Source organism: Streptococcus suis (genome assembly GCF_002960445.1).
GTDB classification, from domain to species: Bacteria; Bacillota; Bacilli; order Lactobacillales; family Streptococcaceae; genus Streptococcus; species Streptococcus hyiners.
Genome location: NZ_POJD01000142.1, coordinates 435,734 through 459,654, shown reverse-complemented (window position 1 = coordinate 459,654; position 23,921 = coordinate 435,734). Strand labels below are relative to the sequence as shown.

Sequence of the window (23,921 nt, the reverse complement as noted above, 5' to 3'; positions counted from 1 at the left end):
AGGAGTGAATGATGGCAGGTTCTCTCAATGAAATCAAGTCAAAAATTGCATCAACTAAGAAAACCAGTCAAATCACCGGTGCCATGCAGATGGTTTCGGCTTCTAAATTAGCCAAATCAGAGCAATTAGCACAATCGTTTCAAATCTATGCTAGCAAGGTTCGTCAGATTACAACGGACCTCTTGCGTGGAGAATTGATGGCTTCTGACACTAGCAATCCAATGCTCATCCGTCGTCCAGTTCAAAAATCGGGTTATATTGTCATTACATCGGATAGTGGATTAAAGGGTTCTTATAATTCCAGCATTTTGAAAGCTGTCATGGGCATGATTGAACAAGACCATGACTCGAAAGATGAGTTCGAGATTATTGCCATTGGTAGTATGGGAGCTGATTTCTTCCGTGCGCGTGGTATCAATCCTGTCTTTGAATTGCGCGGATTAGCAGATAATCCAAGCTTTGAAGAGGTTCAAAAAATCATTTCCAAGTCTGTTGAAATGTATAAGAATGAACTCTTTGATGAGTTGTATGTCTGTTATAATCATCATGTCAATAGCTTGACCAGTCAGGTTCGTGTGCAACAGATGCTTCCTGTAGAAGATTTGGACCATAATGAAGCGGATGGTTACACTGCCACTTTTGAATTGGAGCCAAACCGTGAAGTGATTCTGGAGCAACTCTTGACGCAGTATGCTGAGTCAACTATTTACGGAGCGATTTTGGATGCCAAAACTGCTGAAAATGCAGCTGGGATGACAGCTATGCAGACAGCAACAGATAATGCTAAGAATGTCATCAATGATTTGACAATTCAATACAATAGGGCCCGTCAGGCTGCTATCACTCAGGAAATCACTGAGATTGTAGCAGGTGCCTCTGCCCTTGAGTAATAGAAATAGAGGAAATAGAATGAGTTCAGGCAAAATTACTCAGGTTGTCGGACCAGTTGTAGACGTTGCGTTTGCAGCAGAAGATAAACTTCCTGAGATTAACAACGCACTCGTTGTATATAAAAATGATGATTCCAAGCAAAAAGTTGTGCTTGAAGTTGCTTTGGAGCTTGGTGACGGCGTCGTACGGACCATTGCTATGGAATCAACTGATGGATTGACTCGTGGCATGGAAGTCCTTGACACAGGTCGTCCTATCTCTGTTCCAGTTGGTAAGGAAACCTTAGGTCGTGTCTTCAATGTTTTGGGAGAGACCATTGACCTTGATGAGCCATTCCCTGCTGATTTTGAACGCGAGCCAATTCATAAGAAAGCACCCGCTTTTGACGAATTGTCTACTTCAAGCGAAATTTTGGAAACAGGGATCAAGGTTATCGACCTCCTAGCTCCTTATCTAAAAGGTGGTAAGGTTGGTCTCTTCGGTGGTGCCGGTGTTGGTAAAACCGTTCTTATCCAAGAACTGATTCACAATATTGCCCAAGAACACGGTGGTATCTCTGTATTTACTGGAGTTGGCGAGCGTACCCGTGAAGGAAACGACTTGTATTGGGAAATGAAAGAATCGGGCGTTATTGAAAAAACAGCCATGGTATTTGGTCAGATGAATGAGCCACCAGGTGCTCGTATGCGGGTTGCTCTGACAGGTTTGACCATTGCGGAATACTTCCGTGATGTGGAAGGACAGGATGTTCTTCTGTTCATCGATAACATCTTCCGTTTCACTCAGGCTGGTTCAGAAGTATCTGCCCTCTTGGGGCGTATGCCGTCAGCCGTTGGTTACCAACCAACACTTGCGACGGAGATGGGTCAATTACAGGAGCGGATTACCTCAACCAAGAAGGGTTCGGTTACATCCATTCAGGCTATTTACGTGCCTGCGGATGACTATACTGACCCTGCCCCAGCGACAGCTTTCGCTCACTTGGATTCTACGACCAACTTGGAGCGTAAGTTGACCCAGCTTGGTATCTACCCTGCGGTGGATCCATTGGCGTCCTCATCTCGTGCCCTTTCTCCACAAATCGTTGGTGAAGAGCACTATGCAGTAGCCATGGAAGTAAAACGTGTTCTTCAACGTTACCAAGAATTGCAAGATATTATTGCCATCCTGGGTATGGATGAATTGTCTGATGAAGAGAAGACCTTGGTTGGTCGTGCCCGTCGGATCCAATTCTTCCTGTCTCAAAACTTCAACGTTGCAGAGCAATTTACAGGTATGCCAGGTTCCTATGTGCCAGTAGCTGAAACGGTAAAAGGCTTTAAGGAAATCTTGGATGGTAAACATGATCATCTGCCAGAAGATGCCTTCCGAAATGTTGGTTCGATTGAGGATGTAGTCGCAAAAGCTGCAAAAATGAGATTCTAAGAGGTGGCTTATGGAACAAATGACTGTTCAAATTGTGACACCAGATGGAATGAAGTATGACCATCATGCCGCTTTTGTCTTGGTTAAGACAGTTGAAGGAGAGATGGGGATTTATCCCGGACATGAGGAATTGATTGCCGTTTTGGAAATTGATGAAATGAAGGTCCGCCGTGTTGATGATGAAAACCATGTGGACTGGATAGCTGTTAACGGTGGCATCATTGAAATCAATAAGAATATGATTACGGTGATTTCGGACTCGGCAGAGCGTGAACGTGATATCGATATTAGCCGTGCAGAACGGGCTAAATTGCGAGCAGAAAGAGAGCTTGAAGAGGCTCACAACGCCCACAATGCCGATTTGGAAAAACGTGCCACAGTTGCTCTCCAACGTGCCATTAACCGTATTCGAGTTGGTAAACATTAACACAATAAAGGAGATGGGATTGGACTTGGTTCAATCTCATTTTTTCATTTCATGGTATAATGGAAATATGATGATTTCAATCTTACAGTTTTTTAGTCACATACTGTTTATCTATCTGGCCCATCATCTATTGGTGACAACAGTTGACTGGTCACGGTGGCTAAAAGTAACAGGTGATAATCAGCGGAAAATCAACCTACTAATTTTATTTCTAGCAATCGCTCTAGGCTACCTAGTTTCCAACTTCTTTTTAGAATTATTGGTGGTCGGGCGTTCATTTGCTAATAGATAATAATAGAAAAGAGTAGTATATGGATACAATTATTGTAAAAGGTAGTAAAACTGGCTTGAAGGGTCAGGTGGAAATTGAAGGGGCTAAGAATGCTGTTCTGCCCTTGCTGGCAGCGACTGTCCTAGCAAGTCAAGGACAAACCAAATTAACTCAGGTACCAATTCTTTCTGATGTTTATACCATGAACAATGTGGTTCGTGGTTTGGGGGTTCGAGTTAAATTTGATGAAGAAACCAAGACCATTGACATTGATGCGACTGGTCGACTGGGTAACGAAACTCCATATAAATATGTTAGTCAGATGCGGGCTTCTATTGTTATTCTTGGTCCAATCTTGGCTCGGAATGGCTATGCCAAGGTTTCTATGCCAGGTGGTTGTACCATCGGTAGCCGTCCTATTGATTTGCATTTGAAAGGGCTCCAAGCCCTCGGTGCTAAGATTAAGCAACGTGCTGGCTACATTGAGGCAAGTGCTGAGAAGTTGCAGGGCGCCCATATCTATCTGGACTTCCCAAGTGTAGGGGCAACTCAAAACTTAATGATGGCTGCAACCCTTGCCCAAGGTACGACTGTTTTGGAAAATGCTGCGCGGGAACCAGAAATCGTTGACCTGGCTATTTTCCTTAACAAAATGGGGGCAAATGTCAAGGGAGCAGGAACAGAAACCATTACCATTACTGGTGTGGACCAACTATATGGAGCAGAACACCAAGTTGTCCAAGACCGCATCGAAGCAGGGACCTTTATGGTGGCTGCGGCCATGACTGGTGGTGATGTCTTAGTCAAGGATGCCGTTTGGGAACACAACCGTCCACTTATCTCTAAGATGTTGGAAATGGGAGTTGAAGTGACGGAAGAAGCTGAAGGCATCCGAGTTCGTTCGCAAGTGGACAAGCTCAAACCTGTAACAGTAAAAACCTTACCACACCCAGGCTTCCCAACGGATATGCAGGCTCAATTTACAGCTCTTATGGCTGTTGCAAAGGGCGAGTCAACTATGATTGAAACGGTATTCGAAAATCGTTTCCAGCATTTAGAAGAAATGCGTCGAATGGACTTGCATTCGGAAATTTTACGAGATACCGCTATCATTACAGGTGGGCAAGCTTTACAGGGTGCTCAAGTTATGTCAACGGACTTGCGAGCTAGTGCAGCCTTGATTTTGGCTGGTTTGGTCGCTGAAGGTGAAACCACTGTTGGTAAGTTGACGCATTTGGACCGAGGCTATTATCAATTCCATGAGAAGTTAGCTGGCTTAGGGGCAGATATTAAACGTGTAAGTGGAGAAGTTGAAAATGGATAAGGAAAATCTTAACTATGTTGGAAAAAATCTGCTTCTTGTGGCCATCGTGGCACTTTTAGCACTAATTGTTTTTGCATTAGGACTAATGGTTGGCTATGGTGTCATTGGTGATGGGGATAATCTATTGGCTATCCTCTCTCCAGCCAAGTGGCAGGATTTAATCAATAAATTTACAGGAAAGTAGGGAAACCTGCTTTTTTGATGGGAGAAATATGTCAAAGAAAAATGTAAAAAAACAGGCCATGAGCCTGCTTAGTTTGTTAGCTACTATTGTTGTAGTAGGCGGAGGCTATTTTTTAAATAATTCGAGTAGCAATAATACAGCCAGTTATTCCTACTATGTGAATCAATCGCAGGCAAGTGAGGCTACACCTAGTCAGGAATTGGCTAGCTCTGTATTAACGGAGAGTGTCAAAAAACAACTTGGGAACTCGATTGACTGGAATGGGGCAGGTGCTTTTCTTATCAATGGAAATAAGACGGATTTGGATGCTTCTGTAGCCAGCACACCTTATGGTGACAACAAGACAAAGACTGTACAGGGAGAGACGGTACCAACAGTCGCTAATGCTCTTCTAGCAAAGTCGACAAGGCAGTACAAGGACCGTGAGGCAACTGGTAATGGTCGGACATCTTGGACACCTGCTGGCTGGCACCAAATTCATGATTTGCCAGGTGAATATGACCATGCCGTGGACCGTGGACACCTCCTAGGTTATGCTTTAATTGGCGGACTTTCTGGTTTTGATGCGTCAACTAGCAATCCTAAGAACATCGCAGTTCAGACAGCCTGGTCCAACCAAGCCAACGACCCTACCTCGACAGGGCAGAATTACTTTGAAACCTTGGTACGAAAAGCACTAGACAAGAACAAGCGGGTACGCTACCGTGTCACCTTGGTCTATGCAGAAAATGATGACCTAATTCCAGTCGGAAGCCATCTGGAAGCCAAATCATCCGATGGAAGCTTAGAGTTTAATGTATTTGTTCCCAATGTACAGAGTGGCTTGAGTATTAATTATCATAGTGGAGAGATTCACGCTAACTAGTGTATAAGTTCTCAGATGATTTAATATTTCAAAAATGCAATATATCAGACGATTTTTACTTAAAATCGTCTTTTTTTAATAAAAATTAAATTTTTTTACAAAAACAATTGACAAATCATCAGATGAATATTAAAATATACTTAAAGAAAACGCTTACGATTTTATCGTAGAAAAATTTAGGAGGACTTTCCAATGGAAAAACATGTTGAGCAACGTGTCGAAGACGTTACTTATAACAAAGCCAAGTTATGGCAAATTATATTGTTTGCGATGAATAATTCGTCGACCAATATCTACTTAGTTGCCTTCACTTTTGTGACTTATTTATCGACAGGGGTACTTGGTTTAGCAGCGCTATTTGTTAGTCAGCTCATGGGATATATTCGTATCTTCGATGGATTTATTGATCCATCAATTGGTGTTCTCATTGACAAGACTGATACTAAGTTTGGTAAGTATCGTCCAATCTTAGTCTTGGGGAATATCATCACTGCGGCTTCACTCTTTATGATGTTAGGATTGAGTGGTGTTAGTGAAAGTTTGCGTCTACCTTTATTCCTAGTTGTTTTAATTATCCATAAAATTGGCTATTCATTACAACAAACTATTACAAAGGCTGGTCAGGTTGCCCTTACTAATGATCCAAAGCAACGTCCGATTTTTAACATTGTTGATGGTATTGCGACAACTATCTTAATGACTGGTAGCCAAGTGGTCGTGTCAGGAACCTTGGTTCCGAAACATGGTGGGTTTACCCCAGGATTCTTCCAAGAGTTATTCCTTGGTGTAGTCATTATTTCAGCTGTTCTAGGTATTCTTGCTATTATCGGTATTTGGGAGAAAGACAATAAGAAATACTTTGGTCTTGGTGAGAAGACGCAAGAAACGAAGTTGAAAGACTACTGGAAAGTTATCAAAGGAAACAAACCTTTGCAGGTTCTTTCAATCTCTGCAGCTTTTGTAAAATTTGTTGCACAGCTTTTCGGCGACTCTGTTATTGGGGTTATGCTGTATGGTATCATCTTTGGTGATTATGCCCTTTCAGGAAAGATGTCTATGCTTTTGATTTTACCTGGTATTCTAGTAACAGTTGGAGCAGCTCAGTTAGCTCGCCGTAAAGGTTTACGTTTTGCATATGTAACCGCACTGCAATTAGGTATTACAGGTCTCATCATTCTAGCAGTTATGCTTCTTTCTGCTAAACCAGGGATGTTAGACTTGTCAAATTGGAATCTCTACACAATCGGTTTCTTTGTTGTTTATATCATTGCTCGCTACGCATCTAGTGCTCCATCTGGTTTGGTATTGACCATGGGTGCGGATATTACAGACTATGAAACATCAGTATCTGGTCGTTACTTGTCAGGTATGATTGGGACTATCTTCTCATTGACAGACTCAATTGCTTCTTCATTTGCCCCAATGGTTGTTGGTTTTGTATTAGCAGCTATTGGCTTTGGCAAAGAATACCCAACTGTTGAAACGGCCTTCTCTACAGATTTGAGAATGGCATTGATTGTCCTATTGACAGTGATTCCAGCAGTGGTTTTGAGCCTATCCTTGTTCTTGATGAAATTCTACAAACTAGACCGTGAAGAAATGGCTCGTATTCAAGAGAAAATCCATGTTATGAAAGCGGCAAAAGATGAAGAACGTGTGCGTGCGATTGCGAAAAATGTTCCATTATCTGATATGGATTATGTTGATGTAACTCAATATAAGGTTGATCAATACGACGATAAATAATACATTAACGACCTAGTTGGAGGCTTCCAGCTGGGTCTTTCATCTAGGAGGCGGTATGAAGAAAATTTTAGCATTTGGAGAAGTTTTATTGCGGCTATCTCCTCCCCATTATCAGACCTTAACACAGGCCACGAGTTTAGATTGTCAGTTTGGTGGTTCGGAGTTGAATGTTTTAGCCAGCTTAGCTCAGCTTGGTCACTCAGTCGAGTTGGTGACGGCACTGCCTAAGAATGAAGTAGGAAAAATGGCAGAACACTTTCTCTTTGCACGGCAGATTGGACAGAAATATGTGATTCGAAAAGAGGGAAGGCTGGGGCTTTATTATTATCAAAAGGGTTTCTCTCTGAGACCTAGCCAGGTGACCTACGACCGTGATTATTCTGCTTTCAGCTTATCCAAGGAAGAAGATTATGATTTGGAAGGCATGTTTGACGGTGTCGATTGGTTTCATGTCAGTGGTATAACGGTCGCTTTGAATCCAGATATTTATCGCCTAGCTTTTCGCTTAATGGAGATAGCAAAGGCGCAGGGTGTCAAGGTTTCCTTTGACTTGAATTATCGCGAAAGTTTGTGGTCTTCTTTTGAAGAAGCGAGGGAAAAACTATCTCCCTTTGTGCAATTGGCGGATATCTGCTTTGGCCTAGAGCCTATTCAACTTTTAAATGAATCTGGAAAAGATCTGAAGGATGAATTGGGGCTAGAACGTCCTTATGAAGATAAGGATACCTTGCTGAAGGTTGTTAAAGGTTTAGCAGAGAACTATTCTTTGCAGGGTCTTGCTTTTACCCAGAGGGAAATGACCTACAATAATGAATATTTGTTGAAGGCATACTTGTATCAAGATGGTATTCTATATGAAACGGAAAAAGAATCCATTCAAGTTTTGGACCGAGTTGGGACAGGGGATGCCTTTACAGCAGGAATTATTTTGGGCTATTTGCAGGAAAAAACGCCACAAGAAATAGTCGACTTGGGGATGGCTAGTTTTCAATTCAAACATACCATTGAAGGGGACATTAATGTCATCAGTCAATCAGATATTGATTTGCTATTGAAAAAAGGGTCACGTGAAATAAAACGATAGAAAGAAGGAAAAAGTATGTTGTATCCAATCCAAACAAAAACACGCTCAGTCTATTCTTTAAATGGAATATGGAAATTTAAGCAAGGACAAAATGATGCTCATACTCTGTTAGATACAGATGATGTAATGGTTGTACCAAGTTCATTTAATGATCTTGTTGTTGATAAGGACAAACGTCGTTTTGTCGGAGATAATTGGTATGAACTGATGGTAGCTCTTCCAGTAGTAGCTGATGATGAAGAGTTGGTTGTGCGCTTTGGTTCGGTGACACATCAGGCAAAAGTTTATGCAGATGGTCAGTTAATCGGGGAGCACAAGGGTGGTTTTACCCCTTTTGAATGCTTGGTTCCATCAGACTTATACGATGCTGATCAATTCCGTTTGACAGTCTGTGCCAATAATGAGTTGAATTACACCACTCTCCCTGTAGGGAATTATAGCGAAGAAGTGGATGAGAATGGTCAAATTGTGAAGACCGTCAAGGAAAATTTTGACTTTTTCAACTATGCTGGTATTCAGCGGACGGTTCATCTCTATAAACGTCCCAAAAATAGAATTGAGGATATTGTTATTCGGACGGAGCTAAATCAAGATTTGACTCAGGCAGTGGTAAAGGTTGATGTGAAGGCAGTTGGGCAGTACGATTCCATCCGTATGTCTATTTTAGATCAAGAGGGACAGGAAGTAGGCCTTCTTGAAAATGGACAAATGGTCATTGAACATCCACGCCTTTGGGAGGTCTTGGATGCCTATCTCTATACTGCTAAAGTTGAATTAGTTGACGGAGAAAACTTGCTCGATACCTACTCAGAACAATTTGGTATTCGTAGTGTTGCGGTTGAAAATGGGCAATTTTTCATCAACGGAAAACCTTTCTATTTCAAGGGATTTGGTAAACATGAAGATACCTTCATCAATGGTCGTGGTTTCAATGAAGCAGCCAATCTGATGGATTTGAATTTACTGAAAGATATTGGTGCTAATTCCTTTAGGACCTCCCATTATCCCTATTCTGAGGAAATGATGCGGCTAGCAGATCGTTTGGGAATTGTCGTCCTTGACGAAGTGCCAGCGGTTGGTCTATTCCAACTTTTCAATGCAGCCTTGAATTTGACAGGTGATTCTGAAGAAGTAAAAAATACTTGGGAAGTTATGCAAACCAAGGAGGCTCATGAGCTGGTGATTGATGAATTGATAGCACGTGATAAGAATCATCCTTCCGTAGTGATGTGGGTCGTCGCCAATGAGCCGGCAGGGCATGAAAAAGGTGCGCGTGCTTACTTTGAACCCTTGATTCAGCGCATGAGGGACAGAGATCCTTCTAAGCGTCCTGTGACCTTGGTCAATATTATGACGGCAACACCTGATAAGGATGAGGTTATGGATTTGGTCGATGTTATCTGTCTCAATCGTTATTATGGCTGGTATGTTGCTCATGGTGACTTGAAGACGGCGGAGAAGGGACTTGGTAAGGAATTAGAGACCTGGCAAAAACTTTACCCTGACAAGCCGATTTTGATTACAGAATATGGTGCAGACACCTTGCCGGGCCTACATTCGATGTGGGATATTCCTTATACGGAAGAATTTCAGGTGGATTACTACGATATGAACCATCGAGTCTTTGACACTATTCCGAATTTAGTGGGTGAACAAGTCTGGAATTTTGCTGATTTTGAAACTACAGTTGGTATCATTCGCATTCAAGGAAATCACAAAGGATTGTTCTCGAGAAATCGACAACCCAAGCAAATTGTAAGAGAAATTAAGAAACGTTGGACTGCCATTCCAAACTACCATTATAAGAAGAAATAGGCTATAATAGTAGCAAATAGAAAGTTGTAATGGAGGACCAAGCACATGGCGAAACCCTTGGTAGAAAAAGCATCAGAACGCTTATTGGAATTGATTTTGGAAAGAGGATATAAAGTTGGAGACAAGCTTCCAAATGAGTATGAATTGGCCCAAGATTTAGAAGTTGGACGTTCGACTGTTCGTGAAGCTGTTCGGAGTTTGGCTACTCGAAATATTCTGGAGGTACGCCAAGGGTCAGGAACTTACATCAGTTCCAAAAAAGGAGTATCTGAGGATCCTTTAGGTTTTTCTTTGGTCAGAGACCGTGTGAAGTTGACGACAGATTTGTTTGAAGTGCGGTATTTGCTTGAACCGAGAATTGCGGAGCGTGTTGCACAGTTTGCTTCGGATGAAGATATTGCTCGACTAGAAGAAATTGTCCTTGCTATTGAAGAGGCGGTAGCTGCTGGAGATTCAAAGCATCTGGAATTGGATGTACAATTCCACTGTATGTTAGCTGAGATGAGTGGGAATCTGGCTATGACAAGTCTCATGCCTGTCATTAATCAATCTATTCATCTGATCAATGAAAATTATTCAAATCGTCAGATGAAATCGGATAGTTTACAGGCCCACAGGAATATCTTAATGGCTATCAAGCAACGCCATCCTGTTGCGGCCTATGATAGCATGCTAGCACATATTATAGCAGTAAGACAGGTTGTATTAAGCGAATGGTTCGATAAAGATATGACCATGCATGGTCTCAATGATCATAAATAGAAATAAAAAATATACTGCCCAGAATAATTTTCTGGGTATTTTTTGCATTTTCCTTGACAAATCATCTGATGAATTATATACTATATCTATAAATGACAACGCTTTCTAATTGGAGGTCAAGATGTTAAAGCAATTAAAAGAAAATTACTTTTTCGCAGTGATTCGCGGAAAAGATGAAGAAGATGCGAAAGAAATCGCTCGCCATGCGATTTTGGGAGGTATTCGAAATATTGAAATTACATTTTCGACTCCAAATGCAGCGACAGTTATCAAAGAATTACAGGAAGAGTTCTCAGATGATTCTTCCGTAGTTATCGGAGCGGGAACAGTAATGAATGTATCTCTCGCACAAACGGCTATGGACGCAGGCGCTAGTTTTCTGGTTAGTCCTCATTTTGATAGAGAAATTCAAGACTTGGCGAAAAAGGTTGGAGTGCTCTATTTCCCAGGCTGTGCAACTGCAACAGAGATTGTCACAGCCAGTCAGGCGGGATGTCCTATTATCAAGCTTTTTCCTGGTGGCGTGTTGGGGCCTGGATTTATCAAGGATATTCACGGACCTGTGCCCCAAGTGGATTTGATGCCTTCAGGTGGCGTATCGGTTGAAAATGTTGCAGATTGGAAAAAAGCCGGTGCTTGTGCTGTTGGAGTCGGTTCGGCTTTGGCAAGTCGAGTACAGGCTGAAGGCTATGAAAGTGTAACGACGATTGCTCGCAGTTTTGTTGCAGCTTTGGAGGGATGAAATGAGTTTTAATGACAAAAACTTTATGCTAAAAAACGAGCCTGCTAAGGAGCTTTACGGGAAAATAGCAGAGCTTCCTATCTATGATTTCCATTGTCATCTGGATCCGAAGGAAATTTTTGAAGATAAGGTTTATGAAGATATTGTTGATCTGTGGCTGGGAGGTGACCATTATAAGTGGCGCTTGATGCGGGCAAATGGTATCCCAGAAGAAGAAATTACAGGTTCAGCAAGTAAACTAGATAAGTTTAAGGCCTGGGCAAGAACCTTGGAACGGGCTTTCGGAAATCCTCTATATCATTGGAGTCATTTGGAATTGCGACAGGTTTTCGGTGTTGAAGAATTGTTGACCGCAGAAAATGCGGAACGACTATACCATCAGCTCAATGCTTATTTGCAAGAACATCAAGTTAGTCCACGTAAGCTGATTGCGGATTCTAGGGTGACCTTTATTGGGACTACTGACCATCCATTAGATACACTAGAATGGCATAAGCGCTTGGCTGAGGACTCGACCATAGATACTGTAGTGGCACCGACTTTCCGCCCAGATGAAGCCTTTATCGAGCATCGAAATTTCACTCCATTTATGAAACGCTTGGAGGAAGTAACAGGGGTAGCAGTAAGAGACTTTGCAAGTTTTGTAGAGGCACTAGGTCAGCGTGTTTCCTATTTTGCTCAACACGGTTGCCGAGCAAGTGACATTAGTTTTACGGCTATTTCATATGAAGAAGCAAGCCTTGAAGAGTTGGATGAAATTTTACTAGCACGACTTGCAGGCAAAGAAGCTGGTCAATCCAGTATCAATAAATGGCAGACTGCTATCTTTAGAGAATTGTGCCGATTGTACAAGAAACATGGCTTTGTGACACAAGTTCACTTTGGTGCCTTACGGAACAACCATACCGGACTGTTTGAAAAACTTGGAGCAGATGTAGGTGTGGATTCGATTGGAGACCAGACATGTCTGACTGTGAATTTGAATCGTTTGTTAGATAACTTGGTCAAGGAAAATGCCCTTCCAAAAATGATTTGGTACAATCTCAATCCAAGTTACAACATTGCTCTGGCCAATACTTTGGCGAATTTCCAGTCCAATGAGGAAGGGCGCCGTAGTCAGCTACAATTTGGTGCTGGTTGGTGGTTCAATGATACCAAGTTGGGCATGATTGACCAGATGAATGCTTATGCAGAACAGGGCATGCTTGCCAATTTCGTTGGTATGTTGACAGATTCGCGTAGCTTTTTATCTTATCAACGGCATGATTATTTCAGACGCATTTTAGCGACCTATGTTGGTCAATGGATAGTTGATGAGGAAGTGCCAGAAGATTACAATCGTTTAGGCCAGTTTGTAGAAGCCATATCCTATTACAATGCCAAAGAATTTTTTGAACAATAAAGGAGAGTAAATCATGAAAATGTCATTTCGATGGTACGGGAAAAAAGATCCTGTGACACTGGAAGAGATTAAAGCAATCCCTGGTATGCAGGGAATCGTAACAGCAGTCTACGATGTACCTGTTGGTCAAGCTTGGCCCCTTGAAAACATTCTAGAGCTGAAAAAAATGGTCGAAGAGGCAGGACTTGAAATTACTGTTATCGAATCCATTCCTGTTCATGAAGACATCAAACAAGGGAAGTCAAATCGTGATGAGTTAATTGAAAACTATAAAACTTCCATCCGTAATGTCGGGGCTGCAGGTATTCCAGTTGTATGCTATAATTTCATGCCTGTGTTTGACTGGACCCGTTCAGACTTGCACCACCCACTTCCAGATGGTTCAACTTCTTTAGCTTTCCTTAAATCTGATTTGGCAGGTGTTGATCCTGTGGCGGATGATTTGAACTTACCGGGTTGGGATTCGTCCTACTCCAAGGAAGAAATGAAGGCGATTATTGAAAATTATCGTCAGAATATCTCTGAAGAAGATTTATGGGCGAATTTGGAGTATTTTATCAAAGCGATTCTACCAACGGCTGAGGAATCTGGAGTCAAAATGGCTATTCACCCTGATGATCCTCCGTATGGAATTTTCGGATTGCCACGTATTATTACTGGTCAAGAAGCCGTTGAACGATTTTTGAATCTCTATGATTCAGAACACAATGGAATTACCATGTGTGTAGGATCCTATGCTTCTGATCCGAAAAATGATGTCCTTGCCATGACGGAATATGCTCTCAAACGCAATCGTATCAATTTTATGCATACGCGCAATGTGACGGCAGGTGCTTGGGGATTCCAAGAAACTGCACATTTGTCACAAGCTGGTGACATTGATATGAATGCTGTTGTTAAATTATTGGTGGACTATGACTGGGCTGGAGCCTTACGTCCAGACCACGGCCGCCGTATCTGGGGAGATCAAACCAAGACACCTGGTTATGGTCTGTATGACCGAGCCCTTGGGGCAACCTACTTTAACGGTCTCTATGAAGCCAATATGCGAGCAGCAGGCAAGACACCAGATTTTGGAATTACAGTCAAAACAGTTGGAAATAAGGAGAGCTAATATGTCACGTGTTATTGAATTTAAGGATAAGGTTGTTGTTATTACAGGAGCAGGTGGCATTCTCTGTGGCTATTTGGCAAAAGAATTTGCCAAGGCAGGTGCAAAGGTTGCGCTTTTAGACTTGAATGAGGCTGCGGCTCAGGTATTCGTTGATGAGATTGAAGCAGTAGGTGGTGTTGCAAAAGCTTACAAATCTAACGTTCTTTCTAAGGAAAATTTGGAAGAAGTTCGCCAGCAAGTCCTAGCAGATTTTGGCTCTGTAGATATTTTAATCAATGGTGCTGGAGGCAATAATCCAAAAGCGACAACGGACAATGAATTCCATGAGATTGGTCTGCCAGCTGAGACCAAGACTTTCTTCGACTTGGATGAGGCAGGTATCAACTTTGTATTCAATTTGAATTATCTTGGAACCTTATTGCCAACGCAGGTTTTTGCGCAGGATATGCTTGGTCGTCCAGGTGCCAATATTATCAATATTTCCAGCATGAATGCCTTTACTCCTTTGACAAAAATTCCAGCCTATTCAGGTGCCAAGGCTGCTATTAGTAATTTTACCCAATGGTTAGCAGTCCATTTTTCAAAAGTTGGCATCCGTTGTAATGCGATTGCGCCTGGATTCTTGGTTACCAACCAAAACCGTGGTTTGCTGTTTGACGAGTCGGGTCAACCGACCGCACGTGCCAACAAGATTTTGACCAATACACCAATGGGGCGGTTTGGTGAAGCGGAAGAGCTAGTCGGCGGAGTCTTCTTCTTGGCAGACGAGAATTTGGCAAGTTTTGTCAACGGTGTTGTTTTACCGATTGACGGTGGATTCTCAGCCTATTCAGGAGTTTGATGATGAAAACGGATTACGTATTTTGTGTGGACTCTGATGGCTGCGCCATGGACACCATGACCTACAAACATAAACTCTTTTTCGGCCCCTTGGCTGCGGAAGTTTTTGGTGTTGAAGATAAAAAACCATTTTTAACTGAATGGAACCGAGTCAATCTCTACTCACGAGAACGTGGCATTAACCGTTTTGTTGGCTTAGTAAAAGGCCTAGAATTTGCAGGTGTGACTGGTATAGACAACTTGAAAAATTGGGTTGCTACAACAGATTCTTTGTCAAATGCTTCTCTAGAAAAGTTGATAGAGGAGCAACCATCAAAAGACTTGGAATTAGCCTTAAAATGGTCCACTCAAGTCAATCAAGCCATTAAGAAGTATAGTGGTCCTGTTTTAGCCTTCATCGGAGTTCACAAGGGCTTGGAAAAATTGAGCCAGTTAGGAAAAGTCTACGTGGTTTCTTCTGCTAATAAAGAAGCAGTAGAAGAAGAGTGGACAGACCAGGGGTTGATGGACTTTGTTACAGAATTGTACTGTCAAGACCGTGGCAAGAAAGAAGATGTCATCAAACTGTTAATAGAGGAAGGGTATTGTCCGGATAAGATTATAATGATTGGTGACTCGCCAGGTGATTTGAAGGCGGCGGAACTCAATAATGTCCACTTCTATCCTATTTTAGTAGGACAAGAGATGCAATCTTGGGCAGATTTGACAGAAACGATTGCAGATGACTTTGTTCATCAAGCATTCACAGGTGAGAGAGAAACAGAATTGATACAGGCATTTTGGAATAATTTAGACGACTAGAGAGAAGGGCTAGAGGCGCTATGCCCTCTAGCTTTTTTGGAGGCAAACATGACACATTTAGTAGATTTACGGAAGAGACCTTACAGCCTTGATGAAGAGGCTATTTCTTGGATTGAAGAAACTATTGCTCAGATGACCTTGGATGAAAAAATCGGTCATCTCTTTGTTAATATGGGTAGCCAGCGGACAGAAGAATATCTGACTGGAGTATTAAATGATTATAAGATTGCTGCTGTTCGTTACAATCCTGGACCTGCTGCAGATATTTGGGAGCAAAACTATATTTTACAGACCAAGTCTAAAATTCCTCTCTTGATTGCAGCCAATACCGAATCTGGTGGGAATGGCGCTGTTACGGACGGAACGAAAATTGGGGATGAAATCAAGATTGCTGCGACAGCCGAACCTCGCTATGCTTATGAAATGGGGAAAGTTGCAGGACTTGAAGCAGCTGCGGTAGGCTGCAATGCCTCCTTTGCACCGATTATGGACCTCAGCCGTAATTGGCGAAATCCAATCATTGCAAACCGAACTTGGGGAGCTAATGTAGACCAAGTCATTGAATTATCCAAAGAATACATGCGAGGCATTATGGAACATGGCATTGTACCGTTTGCTAAGCATTTTCCTGGAGATGGTATAGATGAACGTGACCATCATCTCTCTTTTGCTTCGAATCCCATGACCAAGTCTGAATGGATGGAAACATTTGGACGGATTTACGGTGAAATGGCTGACGCAGGTCTTCCAGGTATCATGGCTGGACATATTCATTTGCCAAATGTTGAGAAAGAAATGCATCCAGAACGTGAATTGGATGACATGTTGCCAGCTTCGCTGAATAAAACCCTCTTGGATGAATTGCTTCGTGGAGAGTTAGGTTACAATGGTGCCATTGTAACGGATGCCAGTCACATGATCGGTATGACAGCCTCTATGCCACGTCGTGAGCTATTGCCTACAGCTATTGAGGCAGGTTGTGACCTTTTCCTTTTCTTCAACGATCCAGAAGAAGATTTACAATGGATGAAAGAAGGATTGGAAAATGGTCTGCTTTCTGAGGAACGCCTCCATGATGCTCTTCGTCGTACCTTGGGCTTGAAAGCTAAACTCGGTCTTCACTTGTTTGAAGGTCGTCGTCAGGAAATCATGTTGCCAAAAGAAGAAGCACTGGCTTTGATTGGTAGAGATGAGGCGAAACAGCTTGCAAAAGAAGTAGCTGACAAGGCGATTACCTTGGTAAAAGCCAAACAAGAAGGAATTTTCCCCGTCAATCCAGAACGCTACAAACGGATTTTGTTGGTAGAAGTAGATGGCTATAAGGGTGGTTTTGGCGCCATGATCAATGCTGGCAAGAAGAGAGCAGCCGATACGCTGAAAGAACTATTAGAAGCTCGAGGTCACCAAGTATCTATCTGGGAAAATACAGAAGCACGGATTGCCAAATTGCCAGAAGAAGAAAGACCAGCAGCGATTGCAAATGTCTATGCTTCCAAGCGTCCAATTGCCGAAATCACAGATAACTATGATTTGATTATCAATTTAGTCGATGTCAACTCAGGAGGAACAACTCAGCGGATTATTTGGCCAGCTGCCAAGGGAACACCAGACCAGCCTTTCTATGTTCACGAAATTCCAACCATTGTTGTTTCAGTTCAGCACCCATTTGCACTTGCAGATATGCCACAGGTTGCAACCTATATCAATGCCTACGATGGCTTGCCTGTCACTTTAGAAGCCTTGGTTGCTAAACTAGCAGGAGAGTCAGCCTTTACAGGAGTATCGCCTGTTGATGCCTACTGTGGTTTGCTAGATACACGTATTTGGCGCGGAAAATAAGGAGGAAAGAATGCCTAGATTGGTTGATTTGCGGAAGAAACCCTATTGTTTGAATGATGAGCAGATTGCCTGGGTGGAAAATACCTTGGCTCATCTGACAGATGAGGAAAAAATCGGTCAACTGTTTGTTAATCTATTCTTCTTCGGAGGAGATGCCTTTAGTGGAAATAATCTGAGTAATCAGGAATTGATGAAACGATACCACATAGGTGGTGCCCGTTATATGAATGGCAGTCCAGAACAGGTACAAGGACTGATTAACGAGTTGCAAAGCTATTCAAAAGTACCTCTCTTGGTTGCAGCGAACTGCGACTCAGGTGGAGATGGAGCTGTGAAAGGCGGAACCTACATTTCTTCAGGCGCTCAATCTGAAGCCAGTCGGGATCCTCGTATTCCCTACCTAGCAGGTCTTGTATCTGCGCGCGAGGAGACTGCATTAGGTGTAAATGTCAACTTTGATCCTTGCGTGGATATTGTTCAGAACTGGCGCAATACCATTGTCAATACCAGAGCCTACGGCACAAATGCGGATGATGTTATTGCTTATACCAGTGCCTATCTAGAAGGATTGACTGCTGAAAGAGATGTTATTCAATGTATCAAGCATTTCCCAGGAGATGGTACAGAAGAACGTGATCAGCACCTAGTCCTCGGTGTCAATGAACTCTCTCCAGAAGAATGGGACAAGAGTTTTGGTCGTGTCTATCGTCATCATATTGAAGCTGGTGTTGAGATGATTATGGCGGGTCATATAGCCTTGCCATATTACCAGAAAGAACTGAATCCAAGTTTGATGGACGAAGACATTTTGCCTGCAACCCTGGCTCCCGAATTGATCCAAGATTTATTGAAAGAAAAACTGGAATTCAATGGCTTGGTCATAACAGATGCCAGCCACATGTTGGGTATGACAGCAGCCATGCGTCGTGAAGACTATGTCCCAGCAGCTATTGCTGCGGGTTGTGATATGTTCTTATTCTTCAATAACTTAGAAGAAGATTTTGAATTCATGCTCAATGGCTACCGCAAGGGAGTGATTACTGAGGAACGCCTTCATGATGCTCTCCGTCGCATTTTAGGTCTGAAAGCCAAACTCAATCTGCATATCAAGCAAGCGGAAGGAACCTTGCTAAAATCAGCTGATGAATTGGCTATTATCGGCTGTGAAGAACACTTGGCTTGGCAACGTGAAGCAGCAGATAAAGCAATTACGTTGTTGAAGGATACCCAGAAAAATCTTCCAATTAGTCCAGAAACCCATCGCAGAATCCGTTTGTATTACCTAGAAGGTGAAAAAGAAGGCATTATGGCGGCAAGTACAGAAGTGGTTGATAACCTTAAAGCTGCCTTGGAAGCGCGTGGTTATGAAGTGACTGTCAATGATGGTACGACTCGAATCAAAGGTAAAACGCTGCAATACCGAGAAGAAGTTGATTTAGCCTTGACTGTTGCCAATGTCATTGGATATGGAGCGCAGAATAATTACCGCATCCAGTGGAAAACGGCCATGTCCAATGAAGTTCCTTGGTATGTACATGAAGTTCCAACCATTTTCGTTTCACTAAACTATACAACTCACCTTCACGATGTTACCATGGTCAAAACTGCTGTCAATGCCTACCATCATAATAAAAACACGATTGAATCCCTCCTTGATAAATTAGAAGGAAAAGATGACTTCTATGGTGTGCCAAATGAGAATGTTTGGGCCAATAAATGGCAGGCAAAACTATAAAACTAAACTCCTTTCTATCCTAGATAGAGGGAGTTTTTCTAGGGATATTTATTGCCAAACTTTCTTATTTTTGATAGAATATTCTTAATTGAATAGAAGTCTGTGAGACTAGTACACCTATGGAAACTGTCCAGGGAGTTGAGCCGTGACTGCAAGCTCAATCAGTGAAAGTTGGTCGAATTCACTCACGCAAGGACTTAGAACCTGTATTCACAGTTCAGCACTTCCATCTAAGGCTAGTTTTTCAGCTACTCATCGTTAGTTTTTTTCAAAATACAGTCAGTATTCCCTCAAAAAACTGCCTTGATTAGCGAAAAACTATCTCTTATGTGCAAGCACTTTACTTGTGAATACAGGTTCATAGAACTAAGGTCTGCCTTGCAGATGAAAACGGATGGTACCGCGTGACAACGCTCCGATATGAGTGGTGTCATGCGTTTTTTTATTGGAGGAATTATGTCAAACATTGAACAACAGTTGGCCGATTTGCGCCAAACGACACTAGAAAAGCTAAAAGAAATCCAGCACCAAGGAGAAAAAGAACTACAAGACCTGCGTGTTGCAGTTTTGGGTAAAAAAGGGTCCTTGACTGACTTGTTGAAAGGTTTAAAAGACCTATCTAACGAAATGAAACCAATCGTTGGTAAACAGGTCAATGAGGTGCGTGATGTGCTGACAGCTGCCTTTGAAGAAACCGCTCAAAAAGTTGCAGCAGCAAAAATCCAACAGCAACTAGCTTCAGAAACCATTGATGTGACCCTGCCGGGTCGTCAGGTCAAGGTTGGAAAACGCCATGTTTTAACGCAAACATCAGAGGAAATTGAAGATATTTTCTTGGGCATGGGCTTCCAAATCGTTGACGGATTTGAAGTGGAAAAAGACTACTACAACTTTGAGCGCATGAATTTGCCTAAAGATCATCCAGCGCGTGATATGCAGGATACTTTCTACATCACTGAAGAAATTCTTATGCGGACCCATACATCACCAGTTCAGGCACGGACCATGGACCAGCATGATTTCTCAAAAGGTGCCTTGAAGATGATTTCGCCAGGCCGCGTTTTCCGTCGTGATACGGACGATGCAACTCACAGCCACCAGTTCCACCAGATTGAAGGCTTAGTTGTCGGTGAAAATGTATCAATGGGCGATCTCAAAGGTACGCTTGAAATGATTATCAAGAAAATGTTTGGTGAAGAGCGTCAAATTCGTCTCCGTCCATCATACTTCCCATTCACTGAGCCTTCTGTTGAGGTGGATGTTTCCTGCTTCAAGTGCGGTGGTGACGGCTGTAATGTATGTAAGAAAACAGGTTGGATTGAAATCCTCGGTGCCGGTATGGTCCACCCACAAGTATTGGAAATGAGTGGCATTGACTCAACCAAGTACTCTGGATTTGCCTTCGGTCTTGGTCAAGAACGCATTGCCATGCTCCGTTACGGAATCAACGATATTCGTGGATTTTATCAAGGCGATGTACGCTTCTCGGAGCAATTCTAACGTAGCACTACTTAAGGCTGACAAAGCCAGCTCTTAAGTAGACGGAAATCGCCATTAAGCGATTTTCCTAGCTACCTTACTAGGATTTTAAGCAAAAAATATCGTTTTGCTTGAAATCCGTCGTAATCCGATAAAGTTAGTAGATTGTTGATTTAGAGAAGCGGTAGCTACTTTAGCAGTTTACTTAACCCAGTTAGAATGAGAGGCAATGAGATGCAGATTGATCCTATACGTTTAGAAGAGGTTTCCGTTTTGCAGGAGTTGGCCAAGCAGACCTTTGCTGAAACCTTTGCTCATGACAATGATCCAGAGGAGTTGGAAGCATTCTTCGAGGAGGCTTATTCCGTGGAGGTTTTGACCCGTGAGTTGTCGGATCCCAATTGCCAGCATTATTTCCTAAGGGTTGGTGACCAGGTTGCTGGCTATCTTAAGCTCAACCAAGGTTCTGCCCAGACCGAGCAGGAGCTGGAAAATGCCTTTGAAATCCAGCGTATCTATCTCTTGCAGGCTTTTCAAGGCCGTGGTCTTGGGAAGGTCTTGTTTGAATTTGCTTTGGAAAAAGCAGAGCAGTCTAGTTGTGACTGGGTCTGGCTGGGAGTTTGGGAACACAATTACAAGGCTCAGCAATTCTATACAAAATATGGATTTGAAAAATTTGGCCAGCATGAATTTGCGGTCGGTGATAAGATAGATGTGGATTGGCTACTGAAACGGCCTTTGCACCAGAAAGGATAATATGTTAGTAAGTTACAAATGGTTAAAAGAACTGGTTGACTTTGATGCGACAAGTCATGACTTGTCTGAAAAAATGTCAACAACAGGAATTGAAGTAGAAGGGGTTGAGCAAAAGAGTGCTGGCCTTTCTAAGTTGGTTGTCGGTCAGGTTGTGTCTGCTGAGTCCATTCCAGATACCCACCTCAATATCTGTCAGGTCAATGTGGGTGAGGAAATCACGCAAATCGTTTGCGGTGCACCAAATGTCAAGCCTGGCATCAAGGTGATCGTCGCTCTGCCAGGAGCTCGTATCGCTGGAAACTACAAGATTAAGAAAGGCAAAATCCGCGGCGTTGAGTCCTTGGGTATGCTCTGCTCATTGAGCGAAATCGGCGTGTCCGACTCAGTTGTGCCAAAAGTTTATGCGGACGGTATCTACCACCTGCCAGAAGATGCAGTCGTGGGTGAGCCTGTCTTTTCATACCTAGACCTTGACGACGAGATTATCGAGCTGTCCATCACACCAAACCGTGCCGACGCTCTCTCTATGCGTGGCGTGGCTCACGAAGTGGCAGCTATCTATGACAGCAAGGTCAACTTCAAGCCTGTTGCCTTGGAAGAAAGCGACAAGAAGGCCAGCGAAGTGATTGAAGTGGCCATTGAGTCAGACAAGGTGACTGCCTACACGGCTCGTGTCATTGAAAATGTGACCATCGCACCGAGCCCGCAGTGGTTGCAAAATCTGCTCATGAACGCAGGTATTCGCCCGCTTAACAACGTGGTGGACATCACCAACTACATCTTGCTATACTTCGGTCAGCCAATGCATGCTTTTGACTTTGACAAGTTTGACGGCAAGAAAATCGTGGCTCGTCAGGCAAAAGAGGATGAGAACTTGGTAACTCTTGACGGCGAAGAACGTGACTTGATTGCCGATGACATCGTCATTTCCGTTGCGGACAAGGCGGTTGCCCTCGGTGGTGTCATGGGTGGTGCCAATACTGAGATTGACAACAGCTCTAAGACCGTCGTGCTGGAAGCGGCCCTCTTTGACGGCAAGTCTATCCGCAAGACCTCAGGTCGCCTCAACCTTCGTTCTGAGTCTTCTTCTCGATTTGAAAAAGGCATCAACGTAGCGACCTTGACGGAGGCTATGGACACGGCAGCTGCTATGATTGCGGAACTGGCTGGCGGTCAGGTCTTGTCTGGCATCGTTTCTGCGGGCAGCGTGGACACTTCGGACGTCCCAGTCACAGCGACCATTGACTACGTTAACCGCTCGCTCGGGACCAACCTCGACTATGCTCAAATCGCAGACATTTTCCGTCGTTTAGGTATGGAAACAACTGGCGATGCAACTCAGTTCACAGTAGCAGTACCACGTCGCCGTTGGGACATTCGCATTCCAGCAGACTTGGTAGAAGAAATTGCTCGTATTTATGGCTACAATAATCTGCCGACCACTCTTCCGAAAGAGGACGGAACAGCAGGTGAGTTGACCCTGACCCAGAGCATCCGTCGCCAAGTTCGTAGCCTGGCAGAAGGTGCAGGCCTGACAGAAATCATTTCCTACGCCTTGACAACACCTGAAAAGGCTGTGGAGTTTGCAGCACGTCCAACCACAGTCACCGAACTCATGTGGCCAATGACCGTTGACCGCTCTGCCCTTCGTCAGAACATGGTGTCTGGTATGCTGGAAACTCTTGCCTACAACGTGGCTCGTAAGAACAAGAACTTGGCCCTCTACGAAATCGGTAAAATCTTTGAACAGTCTGGCAATCCAAAAGAGGACCTACCACAAGAAATCAACAAGTTTGCCCTTGTCTTGACTGGTTTGGTAGCTGAGAAAGACTTCCAAACACCAGCAGTACCCGTTGATTTCTTCCATGCTAAAGGTATCTTGGAAGCAATCTTTGCTCATTACAAGTTGGCTGTTGACTTTGTGGCGACTAGTGAGATTGCGGCCTTGCACCCAGGTCGTACAGCTGAAATCCATTTGAATGAGGCTGTGATCGGCTTTGTCGGTCAGGTACATCCTCAAACGGCTAAGGACTACGGTATTCCTGAAACTTACGTGGCTGAAATCAATCTGGATGCGATTGAGCAAGCTCTCCAGCCTGCTCAGCCATTTGCCGAAATCTCTAAATTCCCAGCAGTTAGCCGTGATATTGCCCTGCTCTTGAGCAGTGATGTCAAACATCAGGATGTCCTGGATGCCATTGCTGGTGCGGGCGTGAAACGCTTGACCAGGGTTACCCTCTTTGACGTCTATGCTGGCAGCAATATTGAGGCTGGCAAGAAGTCTATGGCTTATAACCTGACCTTCCAAAATCCTGCGGATAGCCTGACGGATGAGGAAGTGGCTAAGTATATGGAGAAAATCAGTAAGTCGCTCGAAACACTTGGAGCTGAAATCCGATAAACTATAAATTTTGTGAAA

Annotated in this window: 21 protein-coding genes; all 21 read left to right on the top strand. The window is 43.3% G+C overall.

Annotation, left to right across the window (positions count from 1 at the left end; genetic code table 11):
- The first annotated feature begins 11 nt into the window (after positions 1-11).
- Positions 12-890 (top strand): F0F1 ATP synthase subunit gamma, encoded by an 879-nt coding sequence (locus C1G53_RS06085; RefSeq protein ID WP_099871598.1) that lies wholly within the window; start codon positions 12-14, stop codon positions 888-890.
- 19 nt (positions 891-909) lie between these two features.
- Complete coding sequence (atpD, locus tag C1G53_RS06080) at positions 910-2,316, top strand: F0F1 ATP synthase subunit beta (RefSeq protein WP_105118073.1); 1,407 nt, start codon at positions 910-912, stop codon at positions 2,314-2,316.
- 10 nt (positions 2,317-2,326) lie between these two features.
- Positions 2,327-2,743, top strand: a complete 417-nt coding sequence (locus tag C1G53_RS06075; protein ID WP_105106449.1) for a F0F1 ATP synthase subunit epsilon — start codon at positions 2,327-2,329, stop codon at positions 2,741-2,743.
- A 70-nt stretch (positions 2,744-2,813) separates the two neighbouring features.
- Positions 2,814-3,035, top strand: coding sequence for a DUF1146 family protein (locus tag C1G53_RS06070; protein WP_419579744.1), 222 nt, complete (start codon positions 2,814-2,816; stop codon positions 3,033-3,035).
- Positions 3,036-3,054: 19 nt separating this feature from the next.
- Positions 3,055-4,338, top strand: a complete 1,284-nt coding sequence (gene murA / locus C1G53_RS06065; RefSeq protein WP_105118072.1) for a UDP-N-acetylglucosamine 1-carboxyvinyltransferase — start codon at positions 3,055-3,057, stop codon at positions 4,336-4,338.
- The gene (locus tag C1G53_RS06060; protein ID WP_105118071.1) at positions 4,331-4,522 is read left to right on the top strand and encodes a DNA-directed RNA polymerase subunit beta; all 192 of its coding nucleotides are present in this window, start codon (positions 4,331-4,333) and stop codon (positions 4,520-4,522) included. The genes murA and C1G53_RS06060 overlap by 8 nt, the downstream gene beginning before the upstream one ends.
- Before the next feature lie 28 nt (positions 4,523-4,550).
- The gene (locus C1G53_RS06055) at positions 4,551-5,387 is read left to right on the top strand and encodes a DNA/RNA non-specific endonuclease (RefSeq protein ID WP_105118070.1); all 837 of its coding nucleotides are present in this window, start codon (positions 4,551-4,553) and stop codon (positions 5,385-5,387) included.
- 192 nt (positions 5,388-5,579) lie between these two features.
- Positions 5,580-7,133 (top strand): MFS transporter, encoded by a 1,554-nt coding sequence (locus tag C1G53_RS06050; protein WP_105118069.1) that lies wholly within the window; start codon positions 5,580-5,582, stop codon positions 7,131-7,133.
- 55 nt (positions 7,134-7,188) lie between these two features.
- Positions 7,189-8,217: a sugar kinase gene (locus tag C1G53_RS06045; protein ID WP_105118068.1), complete on the top strand. Its 1,029-nt coding sequence runs from the start codon at positions 7,189-7,191 to the stop codon at positions 8,215-8,217.
- Between the two features lie 15 nt (positions 8,218-8,232).
- Positions 8,233-10,032, top strand: a complete 1,800-nt coding sequence (gene uidA, locus C1G53_RS06040) for a beta-glucuronidase (protein WP_105118067.1) — start codon at positions 8,233-8,235, stop codon at positions 10,030-10,032.
- A 45-nt stretch (positions 10,033-10,077) separates the two neighbouring features.
- Complete coding sequence (locus C1G53_RS06035; RefSeq protein ID WP_105118066.1) at positions 10,078-10,794, top strand: FadR/GntR family transcriptional regulator; 717 nt, start codon at positions 10,078-10,080, stop codon at positions 10,792-10,794.
- A gap of 121 nt (positions 10,795-10,915) precedes the next feature.
- Positions 10,916-11,536, top strand: coding sequence for a bifunctional 4-hydroxy-2-oxoglutarate aldolase/2-dehydro-3-deoxy-phosphogluconate aldolase (locus tag C1G53_RS06030; protein ID WP_105118065.1), 621 nt, complete (start codon positions 10,916-10,918; stop codon positions 11,534-11,536).
- 1 nt (position 11,537) lies between these two features.
- A complete protein-coding gene (gene uxaC / locus C1G53_RS06025) occupies positions 11,538-12,938 on the top strand; it encodes a glucuronate isomerase (protein ID WP_105118064.1) in 1,401 nt (466 codons plus the stop codon).
- Positions 12,939-12,951: 13 nt separating this feature from the next.
- Complete coding sequence (locus tag C1G53_RS06020) at positions 12,952-14,052, top strand: mannonate dehydratase (protein WP_105118063.1); 1,101 nt, start codon at positions 12,952-12,954, stop codon at positions 14,050-14,052.
- Between the two features lies 1 nt (position 14,053).
- Complete coding sequence (locus tag C1G53_RS06015) at positions 14,054-14,893, top strand: SDR family oxidoreductase (RefSeq protein WP_105118062.1); 840 nt, start codon at positions 14,054-14,056, stop codon at positions 14,891-14,893.
- Positions 14,893-15,693 carry an HAD family hydrolase gene (locus C1G53_RS06010; RefSeq protein WP_105118061.1) on the top strand — a complete coding sequence of 267 codons (801 nt, stop codon included), beginning with the start codon at positions 14,893-14,895 and terminating at the stop codon, positions 15,691-15,693. The genes C1G53_RS06015 and C1G53_RS06010 overlap by 1 nt, the downstream gene beginning before the upstream one ends.
- 48 nt (positions 15,694-15,741) lie before the next feature.
- On the top strand, positions 15,742-17,532 hold the full coding sequence (locus tag C1G53_RS06005) for a glycoside hydrolase family 3 protein (RefSeq protein ID WP_105118060.1): 1,791 nt from the start codon (positions 15,742-15,744) through the stop codon (positions 17,530-17,532).
- Positions 17,533-17,542: 10 nt separating this feature from the next.
- Entirely contained in the window at positions 17,543-19,267 is a 1,725-nt protein-coding gene (locus C1G53_RS06000) for a glycoside hydrolase family 3 protein (protein ID WP_105118059.1), read from the top strand.
- Between the two features lie 456 nt (positions 19,268-19,723).
- The gene (gene pheS, locus C1G53_RS05995; RefSeq protein ID WP_044677533.1) at positions 19,724-20,767 is read left to right on the top strand and encodes a phenylalanine--tRNA ligase subunit alpha; all 1,044 of its coding nucleotides are present in this window, start codon (positions 19,724-19,726) and stop codon (positions 20,765-20,767) included.
- A gap of 213 nt (positions 20,768-20,980) precedes the next feature.
- The gene (locus C1G53_RS05990) at positions 20,981-21,502 is read left to right on the top strand and encodes a GNAT family N-acetyltransferase (RefSeq protein WP_105118058.1); all 522 of its coding nucleotides are present in this window, start codon (positions 20,981-20,983) and stop codon (positions 21,500-21,502) included.
- Between the two features lies 1 nt (position 21,503).
- On the top strand, positions 21,504-23,903 hold the full coding sequence (pheT, locus tag C1G53_RS05985; protein WP_105118057.1) for a phenylalanine--tRNA ligase subunit beta: 2,400 nt from the start codon (positions 21,504-21,506) through the stop codon (positions 23,901-23,903).
- The last annotated feature ends 18 nt before the right edge of the window (positions 23,904-23,921 follow it).

Excerpts from the sequence above, each read along its gene's own strand:
- uidA (WP_105118067.1), top strand. The coding sequence starts at position 8,233 with ATGTTGTATCCAATCCAAACAAAAACACGCTCAGTCTATTCTTTAAAT.
- C1G53_RS06055 (WP_105118070.1), top strand. The coding sequence starts at position 4,551 with ATGTCAAAGAAAAATGTAAAAAAACAGGCCATGAGCCTGCTTAGTTTG.
- C1G53_RS06050 (WP_105118069.1), top strand. The coding sequence starts at position 5,580 with ATGGAAAAACATGTTGAGCAACGTGTCGAAGACGTTACTTATAACAAA.
- C1G53_RS06035 (WP_105118066.1), top strand. The coding sequence starts at position 10,078 with ATGGCGAAACCCTTGGTAGAAAAAGCATCAGAACGCTTATTGGAATTG.
- C1G53_RS06070 (WP_419579744.1), top strand. The coding sequence starts at position 2,814 with ATGATTTCAATCTTACAGTTTTTTAGTCACATACTGTTTATCTATCTG.
- C1G53_RS06005 (WP_105118060.1), top strand. The coding sequence starts at position 15,742 with ATGACACATTTAGTAGATTTACGGAAGAGACCTTACAGCCTTGATGAA.
- C1G53_RS06020 (WP_105118063.1), top strand. The coding sequence starts at position 12,952 with ATGAAAATGTCATTTCGATGGTACGGGAAAAAAGATCCTGTGACACTG.
- C1G53_RS06075 (WP_105106449.1), top strand. The coding sequence starts at position 2,327 with ATGGAACAAATGACTGTTCAAATTGTGACACCAGATGGAATGAAGTAT.
- pheT (WP_105118057.1), top strand. The coding sequence starts at position 21,504 with ATGTTAGTAAGTTACAAATGGTTAAAAGAACTGGTTGACTTTGATGCG.
- C1G53_RS06030 (WP_105118065.1), top strand. The coding sequence starts at position 10,916 with ATGTTAAAGCAATTAAAAGAAAATTACTTTTTCGCAGTGATTCGCGGA.
- pheS (WP_044677533.1), top strand. The coding sequence starts at position 19,724 with ATGTCAAACATTGAACAACAGTTGGCCGATTTGCGCCAAACGACACTA.
- C1G53_RS05990 (WP_105118058.1), top strand. The coding sequence starts at position 20,981 with ATGCAGATTGATCCTATACGTTTAGAAGAGGTTTCCGTTTTGCAGGAG.
- uxaC (WP_105118064.1), top strand. The coding sequence starts at position 11,538 with ATGAGTTTTAATGACAAAAACTTTATGCTAAAAAACGAGCCTGCTAAG.
- C1G53_RS06010 (WP_105118061.1), top strand. The coding sequence starts at position 14,893 with ATGATGAAAACGGATTACGTATTTTGTGTGGACTCTGATGGCTGCGCC.
- C1G53_RS06015 (WP_105118062.1), top strand. The coding sequence starts at position 14,054 with ATGTCACGTGTTATTGAATTTAAGGATAAGGTTGTTGTTATTACAGGA.
- C1G53_RS06085 (WP_099871598.1), top strand. The coding sequence starts at position 12 with ATGGCAGGTTCTCTCAATGAAATCAAGTCAAAAATTGCATCAACTAAG.
- C1G53_RS06045 (WP_105118068.1), top strand. The coding sequence starts at position 7,189 with ATGAAGAAAATTTTAGCATTTGGAGAAGTTTTATTGCGGCTATCTCCT.
- C1G53_RS06000 (WP_105118059.1), top strand. The coding sequence starts at position 17,543 with ATGCCTAGATTGGTTGATTTGCGGAAGAAACCCTATTGTTTGAATGAT.
- C1G53_RS06060 (WP_105118071.1), top strand. The coding sequence starts at position 4,331 with ATGGATAAGGAAAATCTTAACTATGTTGGAAAAAATCTGCTTCTTGTG.
- atpD (WP_105118073.1), top strand. The coding sequence starts at position 910 with ATGAGTTCAGGCAAAATTACTCAGGTTGTCGGACCAGTTGTAGACGTT.
- murA (WP_105118072.1), top strand. The coding sequence starts at position 3,055 with ATGGATACAATTATTGTAAAAGGTAGTAAAACTGGCTTGAAGGGTCAG.